The organism is Rahnella sp. PD12R (assembly GCF_019200965.1).
GTDB classification, from domain to species: Bacteria; Pseudomonadota; Gammaproteobacteria; order Enterobacterales; family Enterobacteriaceae; genus Rahnella; species Rahnella laticis.
The window spans coordinates 871832-885343 of sequence record NZ_JAHTMS010000001.1; the positions used below are offsets into that span (position 1 = coordinate 871832).

Annotated in this window: 8 protein-coding genes and 1 pseudogene; 8 read left to right on the plus strand and 1 reads right to left on the minus strand. The window is 52.6% G+C overall.

All coding sequences use genetic code 11. From position 1 onward, the window contains the following. Positions 1-7 precede the first annotated feature (7 nt). From KWG64_RS03975 to KWG64_RS25860, 8 genes are all read left to right on the plus strand, one after another. Positions 8-9397, plus strand: coding sequence for a hemagglutinin repeat-containing protein (locus KWG64_RS03975; protein ID WP_218520968.1), 9390 nt, complete (start codon positions 8-10; stop codon positions 9395-9397). Beyond that, on the plus strand, positions 9394-9780 hold the full coding sequence (locus KWG64_RS03980) for a contact-dependent growth inhibition system immunity protein (protein WP_218520969.1): 387 nt from the start codon (positions 9394-9396) through the stop codon (positions 9778-9780). Before KWG64_RS03975 ends, KWG64_RS03980 begins: the two co-directional genes overlap by 4 nt. Then, positions 9764-9937, plus strand: a complete 174-nt coding sequence (locus KWG64_RS25850; RefSeq protein ID WP_218520997.1) for a glycohydrolase toxin TNT-related protein — start codon at positions 9764-9766, stop codon at positions 9935-9937. The genes KWG64_RS03980 and KWG64_RS25850 overlap by 17 nt, the downstream gene beginning before the upstream one ends. 452 nt (positions 9938-10389) lie before the next feature. Next, positions 10390-10680 (plus strand): hemagglutinin repeat-containing protein, encoded by a 291-nt coding sequence (locus tag KWG64_RS25855; protein WP_370628599.1) that lies wholly within the window; start codon positions 10390-10392, stop codon positions 10678-10680. A gap of 154 nt (positions 10681-10834) precedes the next feature. After that, positions 10835-11188: a hypothetical protein gene (locus tag KWG64_RS03995; RefSeq protein ID WP_218520970.1), complete on the plus strand. Its 354-nt coding sequence runs from the start codon at positions 10835-10837 to the stop codon at positions 11186-11188. A gap of 75 nt (positions 11189-11263) precedes the next feature. Then, the gene (locus KWG64_RS04000; protein ID WP_218520971.1) at positions 11264-11473 is read left to right on the plus strand and encodes an SMI1/KNR4 family protein; all 210 of its coding nucleotides are present in this window, start codon (positions 11264-11266) and stop codon (positions 11471-11473) included. A 547-nt stretch (positions 11474-12020) separates the two neighbouring features. Continuing rightward, positions 12021-12524 (plus strand): hypothetical protein, encoded by a 504-nt coding sequence (locus KWG64_RS04010; RefSeq protein WP_218520972.1) that lies wholly within the window; start codon positions 12021-12023, stop codon positions 12522-12524. A gap of 49 nt (positions 12525-12573) precedes the next feature. Continuing rightward, positions 12574-13080, plus strand: coding sequence for a DUF2569 domain-containing protein (locus tag KWG64_RS25860; RefSeq protein ID WP_218520973.1), 507 nt, complete (start codon positions 12574-12576; stop codon positions 13078-13080). A gap of 158 nt (positions 13081-13238) precedes the next feature. On the opposite strand, the pseudogene tnpA reads toward KWG64_RS25860, so the two are convergent. Continuing rightward, positions 13239-13512: pseudogene (tnpA, locus tag KWG64_RS04020) on the minus strand (IS200/IS605-like element IS1541A family transposase); the annotation flags it as partial.

Here is a 13512-nt window from a genome sequence, read left to right on the forward strand (position 1 = left end):
ATCGACCGTGAAAAACTCTACGTTACCGCCCGTTTCTGCGTGGCGTCGCCTGACCACTTATGCGCTCAGTTCGCTGCTTGTTTTCCAGCCTGTAATGCCCGCGCTGGCCGCTGGTATACAGGCGGCAACCGGGGCGACGCAGGTCGATCAGGCCGCCAACGGCGTGCCGGTTGTTAACATCGCCACGCCTAATCAGGCGGGCGTTTCGCACAACCAGTACCAGAATTTCAACGTGGGCAGCGAAGGGTTAATTCTTAATAACAGCACGGACCGCCTGGCCCAAAGCCAGCTCGGCGGTTTGATTCAGAACAACCCCAACCTGAAAGCCGGTAACGAAGCCAAAGCCATCATCAACGAAGTCACCTCGGCCAACCGCTCACAGCTCAACGGCTACATGGAAGTCGCGGGCAAAAGCGCCAGCGTGATGGTCGCCAACCCGTACGGGATCACCTGTAACGGCTGCGGATTTATTAATACGCCCAATGCCACGCTGACCACCGGCAAACCGGTTATGGGTGCCGACGGCAACCTTCAGTCCCTTGACGTCACGCAGGGCGCAATCACCGTCGAAGGCAAAGGGCTGGACGCCAGCCAGACCGGCTATTTCTCGCTGATTTCCCGCGCCACGGAAATTAACGCCAAACTCAGCGCCCGGGATCTGACCGTGATCGCCGGGGCCAACCGCGTCGATGCGCGCGGTAACGTCACGCCGGTTGCCGGTCAGGGCAATGCCCCGCACGTCGCCATCGATACCGGCGCGCTCGGCGGAATGTACGCCAACCGCATCCGGCTGGTTTCCAGCGAAACGGGCGTAGGCGTCAATCTCAATAATATCAACGCCCGCGAAGGCGATATGCAGCTGGATGCCAGCGGAAAACTGACGCTCAGCAACAGCGCCGCGGCGGGCAACCTCACCGCCACCGCACAGGAAATCCAGCTCAGCGGCAGCCATAAGGCACAGTCGGTGGCGCTCACCGGACGAGGCGACGTTCAGCTGCAAAACGCCACGATTGCCAGCAACGAAAATCTTACCCTCACCAGCGGCGGCAAGTTAGTGGCGAACGGCGCGCAGATGACAGCGGGCCAGAACGTGCGCCTTGCCAGTAGCGAACTGACCACCGATGCCGCAACGAAAATTGATGCACAGCGCGACGTCGAGCTGGCGCAGAGTAAAAACACCGACTGGAAAGGTCAGCTCACCGCCGGGCAGGATGTCCGTATTACCAGCCCGACGCTGATGAATCAGGGCAAGATCGCCGCCAACCGCAGCGTAACCCTGAGCGGAACGACGTTTAACAATCAGGGAAGTGTGCAGGCGCAAAGCGATCTGGCCCTGAATCTCGACACCTTCAATAACGGCGGACAAACGCTGGCGGGTGGCTCTCTGGCGCTCAATGCGAGGGATGTGCAGCTCGGCGGAATTCTCAGCGCACAGCAGGATCTGACGTTTTCCGGCAATGCGCTGACGGTGGCAAACACCGGGCAACTGCTTGCAGGCCGTAATCTTATTCTCAACACCGGTTCGCTCGCACTCGCGGGGATGGCAAAAGGCGGCCAGCACGTTTCACTCAATGGCGACCTTTTTACCAGCGCTAACGGCAGCTTACTCACCAGTGACGGCGACATCGCCCTGACCCTGACTGACGCGCAAATCGACGGACAACTCGCCGCACTGGGCTCACTGACGCTCAGCGCTGACAACCGCGTTATCACCGGTAAAACCGCGCAGTTGCAGGCGCAAAAAGACTTGTCTCTGACCGCAACCCAATCGGCGGATTTACAGGGCACGCAGGCCGCCAAAGGCGATATTACGGTTCACACCGCGACGTTAACGCACAGCGGCCAGACCGCCGGACACAGCGTCACCCTGAACGCGCAACAGATCAGCAACGACGGCAACGTGGTGGCCGATGACATCCATCTGACGGCGAAAAACCTCATCAATAACGGCATATTGCAGGGCAACCGCGCGCTGCAATTTGATACCGGCACGATCAGCAACCTGAGCCACGGGCAGATTGTCAGCGGCGGCCTGCTGAAACTGACGCTGCCGCAGTTCACCAACGCCGGTCTGGTACTGGCGGATGATTTTATTCTGAGCACGGAGCGCCTCGAGAATACCGGCACAATTCAGGGAACCGGCGGTCTGGCGATCAGCGCCACGACGCTCAGTAACCGGAGCAGCGGACGCCTGCTCAGCGGCCAGTCGCTGGCGCTAAACGCCAGCCAGCTCAGCAATGAAGGTATTGTTCAGGGCGACAGCGTCACCCTGACCGGTAACACGTTCAGCAATCAGGGCAGCGTACAGGCCAGCGCGCTGGATATCCGCAGCGACGCGGTGACCAATAGCGGCACGCTGATCGGGCTGAAAACCCTGGCCATGAACCTGTTACAGGATCTGAATAACACCGCGCAGGGCTCAGTTTTGTCGCAGGGCTCGCTGTCCGTGACGGCCAGAAACGTCAGCAACGACGGCATCTGGCAGGGATCAAACGTTCTGCTCAATGCGCAGGATTTCACCAATACCGGCACCGTACAAAGCGCTGATGCGCTGACGTTCAGTCTCGCCAATGCCTTCATCAACAGCACAAGCGGCAAACTGATCGCGAACGGCGCGGCGGCTATTCAGGCGTTATCGGCGGGTAATCAGGGGCAATGGATCGCCAGAAACCTGACGCTTACCGCCGGAACATTAACGAACAGCGGCGAAATCACCGGCGTCGACAGCCTGACCGCCACCCTGCAAAGTAACCTGACGCAACAGGCGTCCGGCAAAATGCAAAGCAACGGGCTGACCCGCATTGATGCCGCAACCGTGGATAACGCCGGGGAATTGCAGACCCGCGCACTTGCGCTGCACGCCGGTACGCTCGCCAACGACGGCACGCTTCAGGCCCGCGAAACTGCCAGTCTGGTGCTTTCCGGTCTGGCGGATAACCGCGCCAGCGGCCTGATGCTCAGTGACGGCTCACTGAACCTGAGCGCAGCCAGCTTCACGAACGCAGGTATCGCGCAAGGCACAACGGACGCTACGTTCAACCTGTCCGAAAGCGGGAATAACCTCGGACGCCTGCTGTCCGGCGGAGTACTCACCCTCAGCGCCCCGCAATTTCTCAACAGCGGATGGCTGCAAGGCGACAGCCAGAACCTCAATGTCGCGGGCACACTGACCAACAGCGGCACCCTTATTGCTCAGGGAAAATCACTCTTTACCGGCGGGAACCTGACGAACACCGGCTCCGTTCAGGCCGGGAATTTATCGCTGAATCAGTCCGTTATCGATAATCAGGGCACACTATTCGCCACACAAAGCCTGAATATTCAGTCGCAAAATCTCAGCAACGGCGCCGCAGCCAAACTGTTCAGCGCCGGTGACATCACGCTTAACAGTCGCGCCCTGACCCAGTCCGGTCAGATCGTCGCGCTGGGCAATATCACCCTCACCTTGCTGGATGCGCTGGCTCAGAACGGCACGCTGGCGGCGGGAAATAAACTTTCCGTCAGCACGGAAGGCGATTTCACGCAAAACGGTACATTGCAGGGGCAAAGTGTTGCCCTGAGCAGTAGCGGGATGTTCAGCAATCGGGGCATTCTGACCGGCGGCAACGGCGCGTTTACGGTAAATGCGGGCAGCATCACTCAGGCCAATAACGGCAGCCTGCAATCGGGTGGCGACGTCAGCCTGACAAGCCGCAGCGACATCACCAACAGCGGCTTTATCGGCACCACCGGCGACCTGCTGCTCAGCGCCGCCAGCACACTGACCAACAGCGCCCTGCTCTATTCCGCCAGCGACATGACGCTGCTCGCGGACGCCATCCGCAACCTGAAAGGCGACATTCTGGCGGGCAACAGCCTGTGGATGATGAAAGATGCCCGCGGCAATGCGAATACCGAAGTGGTTAACCGTTCTGGCAATATCGAGACCACTCGCGGTGATATCAGTATTTATACCGGGCATCTGCTTAATGAGCGGGACGGGCTGAGTTTCTCCAAAGAAACCCACGACTATGTTTCCGGGGATCAGGCTTATATCGATGTGTTATGGCGGGATCTCGACCCGGATTCCCTGAGTTTTGATAAGGAAACGCTGTGCGGCGGCGGCGTGAACGACCACTGCACAACCCGGTACTACGTTGTGGTCAGCCCGTCTCTGGCCGACCAGAAAGTATTAGTCAGTGACGAATCGGTCACCGCCCACGCTGATGGCAGCGCAGGCAGAATTGCGGCAGGCAGGGATCTTACAGTTCAGGCCAGCGTGCTGGATAACAACGCCAGCGATATTCTTGCGGGCGGTAACATTTCGCTGAGCGGCGGCCAGCTGAACAACAACTCTCTCGAGACCGGCACGGTTTCGAAGTACCAGACTTATTCCTATACGTGCACAAAAACTTCAGGCTGCCGTGAGGGAATTTCCGCCTCGGAATACGGTAATCAGTTCGCCTCTTCCGGCACAGTGCGTTTTGATCTTTCCGGCGCACCGGTTTATGAAACGAGCAACGGCGGATATTCCTACCGTGCCGTCATTCAGGCCGGTGGCAATCTGATGGCTAATTTCTCCAGCGACATCAGCAACACCACCACCACCGCCAGCGCGGGCAGCATCAGCCATAATCTGGTGGCTCCGGCGCTCAGCACCCTCAGCGCACCGACGGAATTTGCCGGTGAAAAAGCACAGGATTTACCGCAGACCTCCGGCTCGGATATCAATTCTCCGCAGTGGCGCGACCACGTTGCCGATGCAATTCAGGCACTGGGCGGCGGCACGGCGCTCAGTACTGGTGATTACCCGCTGCCGACCAGCAACAACGGTTATTTCGTCATTAATGCCGATCCGAAAAGCCCGTATCTGATCGTCACCAACCCGAAACTGGACGGACTCGGGCAACTCGATAACAGCCTGTTCAACGAAATCTATGCCATGCAGGGCATGACGGCGCCGGTTGTCCCGCGCGAGACGGGACGCCAGTACACCGATGAAAACAGCTTTATCGGCTCGGCGTATTTCCTCGACCGCCTCAACCTGCATCCGGACTACGATTACCGTTTCCTGGGCGATGCGGCTTTCGATACCCGTTACGTCAGCAACGCATTAATCAACGCCACCGGCAGCCGCTATATCAGCGGTTTCGGATCCGATCTGGCGCAGATGCAATACCTGATGGACAACGCCGCCAGCGCACAGCAATCCCTCGGGCTGGCATTTGGCGTCGCACTGACCCGCGACCAAATCACCTCGCTGGATAAAAGTATCCTGTGGTGGGAAAACGCCGTCGTAAACGGCCAGAACGTGCTGGTGCCAAGACTGTATCTTTCTCCGAAAGATGTCGCGCCAGCCAGCGGCAGCGTTATCGCCGGGAACAACGTCGGGCTGGCCGGTGGCAGCATCACCAACAGCGGTTCAACCCTGCAGGCCAACAGCGGCCTTTACGTCTCCAGCCAGAGCACGATTGACAACCTCGACGCAGGCCTGATGAAAGCCGGTGGCGATCTCAGCCTGTTTGCGACGGGCGATATCAGCAACATCGGCTCAGGTCTCAGCGGTCAGGGCGTACAGCTTATCAGCTACGACGGCAGCATCATTAACCAGACGCTGACCGACCAGTGGAGCATTAGCGGAAAATCCGGTCGCGACAGCCTTGCCTTCTCGCACACCGACATCGGCGATATTGCCTCAATATCCGCAGGCGACTCGTTGACGATGTACGCCGGTAAAAACATCGATATCACCGGGGCAAACCTCACTTCAGGCGGCGATCTCACCCTGCAGGCGCTGGGCAATATCAATATCACCGCGCCTGAAACCCGTGACCTCGAACAGCACAGTTCACGCGGTAAAAATACGCTGACCGTAAACAGCGACACGCAGGCCAGCCAGATTTCCTCCGGCGGCGATCTCGCGATGCAGGCCGGTCATGACCTGAATATTAGTGCCAGTCAGGTCACCGCAGAGGGCGACGCGGCGCTCAAAGCCGCGAATGACATCAACCTGCAATCGCAGGAACAGAACGCACACAGCAAAACCAACAAGACAGAACAGCGTCTCGATCTGGTGGATAACACCACGATTACTGCGGGCGGCGATTTAGCGCTGGTCGCGGGGCGTGACCTCAATTCTCAGGCAGCCAGCCTGAAAGCCGGGGAAGACGCCACGCTGGCCGCCGGTCGCGATATCAATCTCAACGCAGAAGAAATCAGCAGTTACAGCGAATCGCACGGCAACAAAAAGCAGCAGGTCGAAGAGACGATTCGCCAGCAAAGCACCGGACTGAGCAGCGGCGGAAACACCCGTATTCAGGCGGGCCAGGACGCGACCTTTAACGGCGCACAGGTCGATGCCACGGGCAATCTGGCGGTCACCGCCGGGCGCGACATCACCCTGAACAGCGTCACCGAAAGCGATTATTCCTTCTTCGAACAGACCAAAACCTCGGGCGGAATGTTCTCCAAAACCACCACGCATACGGTGCGCGAGGATTACGCCACGCACGAGAAAGGCTCGGAACTCGGCGGCGACAACGTTTCGATGACCGCAGGCCATGACCTCAACGTTAACGGCTCGGGCATTATCGGTGACCACAACGTCAGCCTGCTGGCGGGTAACGACATCAACATTCTGGCGTCCACCGAAGAGCAGTCGTCCTATCGTCTCGATGAGAAGAAAAAGAGCGGCCTGTTCAGCGGCGGCGGGCTGGGATTCACCATCGGCACCACTGAAACCAGCCACCGCGTCAACGAAGAAGGCACCACGCAAAGCCAGAGCGCCAGCTCCGTCGGCAGCCTTGGCGGCGACGTCACGATGATGGCGGGCAACAATGTCCACGTCAGCGGTTCAGACATTATCGCCAGCCAAGACATGCTGATCAGCGGCAAAAACGTGCAGATCGACCCCGGTCAGGACGCGCTTCACCGCAAAGAGACCTTCGAGCAAAAAACGACCGGCCTGAACATTACCCTCGCGGGTACCGCCGGTGGCGCCGTAAACAGCGGCTACACCGCCGCCCAAAGCGCCAGTGATGATGACAGCGGACGCATGGCAGCACTCGACGGCATCAAAGCCGCGCTGAACGGTTATCAGGCGTATCAGGGTACGCAACTCGACGGCAACAACGGCGGCAATAACAGCTTTATCGGCATTGCCGCCTCCATCAGCCATCAGGAAAGCCGCTCCGAGCAGATCACCGATCAGCACGCCGCCACCGGTTCCACGGTGATGGCAGGCGGCAACGCCACGATCGAAGCGCGAGACGGCGACCTCAACGTGACCGGCAGTAAAGTCAAAGCCGACGGCGACCTGAACCTGTTCGCCACCGACGACATCAACCTGCTGGCTGCGGATAACACCCAAAAAACCACCGGTAAAAACTCCAGCGCCGGTGGCGATATCGGCATCAGTTTTGGCGTCAGTAATGACAAAGCCGGATTCAGCGTCTTCGCCGACGTCAACGCCGCCGCAGGCAAAAACCACGGCGACGGCACCACCTGGACTAACTCGGAAGTGGGCGCAGGCGGGAACCTCAACATCAGCGCCGGTAACGACCTGAACATCAAAGGCGCGCAGGTGTCCGGTGAACAAATCACCGCCGACATCGGCCACAACCTGACCATTGAGAGTTTGCAGGACACCGACCACTACGACTCGAAGCAGCAAAGCGCCGCCGCGGGCGGCAGCTTCACCTGGGGCGGCGGCGGYGGCAGCGGCTACATCAGCCTGTCGCAGGACAAAATGAACTCGGACTACGCCAGCGTCACCGAYCAGAGCGGTATGTTCGCGGGCAACGGCGGGTTCGACATCACCACCGGCAATCACACCCAGCTCAACGGCGGCGTCATTGCCTCCGGTGCCAGCGCCGACRAAAACCKYCTCGACACCGGCACGCTCGGCTGGAACGACATCCACAACGARGCCAGCTACAGCGTCGACAGCAGCAGTATCAGCATGAGTTCAGGCGGCAACTCAGCGTCACAGTTCATGGGCAACATGGYCAACGCCATGCTCGCCGGGCTGAACGGCGACGGTTYCGCCTCCAGCACYACCGGCTCCGCCATCGCCGGTGGCACGATTGTTATCCGCGATCAGGACGCACAAAAACAGGACGTCGCCAGCTTAAACCGCRACACCGACAACGCRCACAGCACCCTCGCCCCGATTTTCGACGCCGCAAAAGAACAGCAGCGCATCGACGARAACCGCGCCATCGCGCAGATCGGCTCGCAGGTCGCGGACATCGTGCGCACCGAAGGCAAAATCGCCGCGCAGGAAGCCGCCAAAGAGCAGCTGGCAAAAGAAGGCAAAYTGCCGCCGAYGCCGRWMRAAGGCGCRRMGCAGRRYRAGTGGGAYRSMTAYAACRAAACGCTGGMAAACACCGACGCCTATAAAACRGCGATGAAYGAATACGGCACCGGCAGCAACAAACAGCAGGCGATTCAGGCCATCACCGCCGCCATACAGGGCCTGACGGGCGGCGACTGGAGTTCCGCYGTCGCCGGAGCCGCCGCGCCGTACATGGCCGAGTTCATCAAAAACAACACCGCCGAAGGTGCCGAACGCATCATCAGCCACGCCCTCGCCGGCGCCATCGTCGCCGAAATGCAGGGCGGAAATGCGGCAGCCGGGGCGGCAGGCGCGGGGCTTTCCGCCGCAGGTGCAAAATACATCGCCGACCAGCTCTATCCGGGCAAAGACATCAAAGACCTGACCGAGGAAGAAAAACAAGGCGTTGTGGCTCTGGCGACATTAGCTTCAGGGATCGCAGGCGGCGTGGTTGGCGGCGACGTTAACTCGGCGATTGCTGGAGGTAAGGCTGGGAAGAATGAGGTTGAGAATAATGCGCTGAGTGCTGATTCGTGTCCGAAAGGAAACCCGATGTTGATGGGAGCTTGTGGCGGATCGGGTAATAATATAATGGCGGGCGTAACAGGTGCTGCAATAGGTCTTGGGATCGCCGCTGGCATGACGAGTGATGACTCAGAATCAGAAAGCCAGCCGAATGCAGGTAAGAATCTGTCGGATGCCGATAAAGCCGAACTGGGTGGTACAGGTTCTGGAACGCCCCCCCCTCCAGAAAATGATCCTAAACATCAAGATGAAAAACCTGTAGAAAAGCTTAATCAGAAGCAAGAAAGTTCTATTAAGAAAATTGATAACACTATAAAAAATGCTCTGAAAGACCATGATATAACAGGAACTCTTAAAGACATGGATGGCAATCCGGTACCTAAAGAAACTGGTGGATATTGGGATCATATGCAGGAAATGCAAAATACTCTCAGGGGTCTAAGAAACCATGCTGATACGTTGAAAAATGTGAATAACCCCGAAGCTCAGGCAGCGTATGGCAGGGCAACTGATGCCATAAATAAAATAGAATCGGCCTTGAAAGGACATGGAATATGATTACTCTCCGTAAATTGTTGGGAAACATCAAAATAGTGAAGGAATCGAACCAACGATCCCCACTCGAAGTATGGTTCGAGCGAGTTGTTGATCTACCCATAGAAGAACTGGCAGTAGAAGATCTTTGTCGTGCCATTCGTCAAAAAGTGTGTGTTGATCAGTTGATGCCGAGGGTTTTGAATATTCTGGCAGAAGATCCTTTGGCTGGAGAATATTATGATGGTGAACTTATAGCTGCTTTGTCGACGATAAAAGAAGACGATTTGAAAGACCAAAAAATTATCTTCACCCAAATAAAGCAGCTTATAAATAAGCTAGACCCCTCCGAGATTAACGATGAATTAAAAAAAGACATATTAAAAATCAATAAAATATCTTTATAAAAAACTAAATTCTTCGAGGCTATCACCTGTTGGTGTTTCATTCGAGAATCGGGCATTACCGCCATCTTATGAAACAACCAAACCATATTTCCAATACGAAATTGTTAAGCCAATACCCGATGCCCCTAGATCAAAGATTTTGCCGTGGTTTGGATAAAAAGGCACAGGGACTCAATATGAACCACCTAACTCAGTACAATAGCAATTAGACAATAACTATATGAAAAATATGGACAAATGAAGGTTGATGAACTTGTAACACAATTGCATATTTTAGGTGTAAATAAGAATAGTTACTCCTTGGGAGCATTGAGAAACAGTGATTGTAACTGTGTTATCAGAGAAGCGGATCTTTGGGTGTCTGATAGGCCTTCTATGCTTGCTTCCTTCACTGATGAAAGTGATGCGTATGATTTTGTGTTAATGCAATTTAAAAAATGGTTATCGCGATTTTAACCTCGACTCGTGAAGAAAGCACGCTCAGGTCCTCCATCACCATAATGGGCAGCTAGCTCAGCACATCGTTCTTTAACAAAATAAAACAAACATCTGCTGGCTGCGGATAACACCCAAAAAAACACCGGTAAAAACTCCAGCGCCGGTGGCGATATCGGCATCAGTTTTGGCGTCAGTAATGACAAGGCGGGGATCAGCGTCTTCGCCGACGTCAACGCCGCCGCTGGCAAAAATCACGGCGACGGCACCACCTGGACTAACTCGGAAGTGGGCGCAGGCGGGAACCTCAACATCAGCGCCGGTAACGGCCTGAATATCAAAGGCGCGCAGGTGTCCGGTGAACAAATCACCGCCGACATCGGCCACAACCTGACCATTGAGAGTTTACAGGACACCGACCACTACGGACAGATAAACGCTGGCCTAAAGAAGAAGGCTGGGTAAAAATGGCGCAAAACATTAATAATGTCGAAGTCCATTATGTACGTAATACTGAAACAGGTCAGATTGATGATTTTAAATTCAAATAGGTGATAATAAAATGCTAGTTTTATGTATATCCATATCAGGTAGAGACTTGCCCAGTAAGGCAAGAGTTATGGGTGAAAACGAAGAAACCTTGTTCACACCTTTAAAAAGTGGAGTGGAATATAATGTTTATGGCCTTATGTTTTATTCAACCCGTACAGACTTTTTGATCTACGAAGAAGGTAGCTACCCTTTATGGGCACCTTCAAATTTATTTGAAATATTAGATGATACATTACCGGGTGATTGGGGGTGTGTCATTACAGAAAAAGCAGAAGGTTACTGCGAGCTGTACGATTCATTTGGAATTAATTCAATATGTGGTTACTTGGAATTAATAAGGTCATATGAGCACTATGTCGGAATTATTGAAGGGGCGGATAATGAGTTACAAAAACTTCATGCATACAGATTGCAACACTGAAAAAAACAATGTTTTTCCGTATCTCAGTTAGATAATGAGTAAAAAATAATTTCACGTGGCGAGAAAGGCGTTTCTATGAGGGTTAATGTCAAGGTTTGGTTGAATGAAAAAGATAAAAAATATTCTGGCGGGTTAGAACAAGTTCTAAATGATGCGAGAACCCAAGGTTTACCTGAAAACTGGCTACCAATATTCGAAAATAATGAAAGTTATTACTTTATTATTCCGACAGGTAGGATTAGATACTGGACCTTGGTATGGACGCAGGGAAGAAAGCTGACCTAAGTTACATATAAAATACATTTGGCTTAGACAACATTCATTATGATTAGAATAAACCCATTGATTTCTTATGAAGAATTTATCACTACAGGATATTGACAACCATAATTATTAAAGAAAAGCACACTTCTTTATCTTACCTATTAAGGTGTTACTTCAACCAAGATTATGTGGTATTATTTGGAAATGTGAATGAAACTTTAGCACATTATAAAGCAAATGAAAACTATTGAAGAGCAGTTGAGAACTCAGTCCGAAATAGATTATCTGTTAATGCTTTCGCTGCCGGATGCTGAACTACAGGATATACTACTTAACAAATTTGATTGTTATTATTATCCATATTAATGGCCTTCTTCTGGAGAATGGCTAAGGCATATACGTCGGGAAATAGGTTAAAACAATAAGACAGTAGTATTTAATAAATGTAAAAAAACCTCAGAGCTAATTACAACAGTACGTTGCAGTTGAGGATTTTTCCGCGTATCTGCGGCATCAAAAAAATAAAATTCAACACCCACAAAATCTATTTATAAGGATATAAAACATCATGCTTCATGCAAAATACTTAGTGCCGTTTGCTGTCTTGCTTTCAGGTTGTACCTTTAATCTAAACCCGGAACCCGATGAATATACCGGTTCCGATGCGGCACATATCAGGGTTGAAGATTCCGGCGTGACAACTTTCAGAGTTTATAATAAAGTCGGAAATTGCTATAAAAAGACATCAGAAAAACGCCTGACGTCAGCTATTACACTCATTGGACTTCCGACGACTACCGGTAAAAAAATACCTGGAATGAAGCCGTCTACTGATATTGGCGGATTAACCATGAAAGAGTATAGCATTCAACCAGGACAACGGTTGTCAGTTGTACACTATTATGACGAAGTACACACCTACGGCACTTATCAAAAAATTTTTTCAGCTTCTTTTATTCCCAAACCAAATCATGATTATGATTTGATCGTTGGAAATTACTCAATTAACATTAAAGACCTTACAAACCCAGATACAAAGGTTGAATCATGGAATGATAAGATTTGCGATTAGTTCCCTCCCAATATATTGACGTGACAATTAGGAAAATCAAGGATGAAAAATGGATGCTAAAATATGTAAGTTATGTAACGAACCCGTCACATACCATACTAAGTATTGCAATACCTGTGAAAATAAATCTCTTTCAAAAATCAACGGACTTCTTTACATACCGGCAATAAATGTCATCTTGTACCCTTTGATTATTTTTATCTCTTTATGTAATCCTTTATCACTAATTATACTCCCAGAGTATACATTTGAATTTACTTCAGAGTATTTCGGCGTGACTTTCGAAATTATAGGTACCCTTCTGTTGTTTGCCCTGTCATGTTATACGTTGAAAGTATTTTTCACTAAAAAGAAAAACGCACCCAGGTTTTTTATAATCATGTTAATAGCTTCCCTTGCCTACGATGTTGTTGACATTATCTGGGTGAGCGACCTCCTCAATATACCTCCAGAAATTGAAGATATAGTCTCACTATTCAAATCAGGGGTATTCAGTCTGGTCTGGATATCCTATTTTCTTTTATCCGGAAAAGTGAAAAAGGTCTTCGTTAACTAGTCCAGAGCTCCCTTCATTCACTCTGCATATCGGTTTACCCAGAGTGGATTAATAAATATCCTCCGGCATAGCCGGAGGTTTTTCATATGCGCCTATAAGGCTCTGTTACCAGCCGCGCCCTAACAGGCGCATCGCGATCTGACATTTGCATCTATGGATTACTTACTGCCCGTAAACGGGCTGCCCGGATATGGGATCGAGAGCTGCTCACCCATTTTATCCTCTTCCAGTTGGTGCTTTATGTATTCCTGTATCCTGGCCGTGTTTTTCCCAACCGTATCAACGTAATACCCTCGGCACCAAAACTCCCTGTTGCGGTATTTAAACTTCAAATCCCCAAACTGCTCATAAAGCATTAGGCTGCTCTTTCCCTTCAGGTACCCCATAAACCCCGATACACTCATCTTGGGCGGAATTTCCAGAAGCATATGG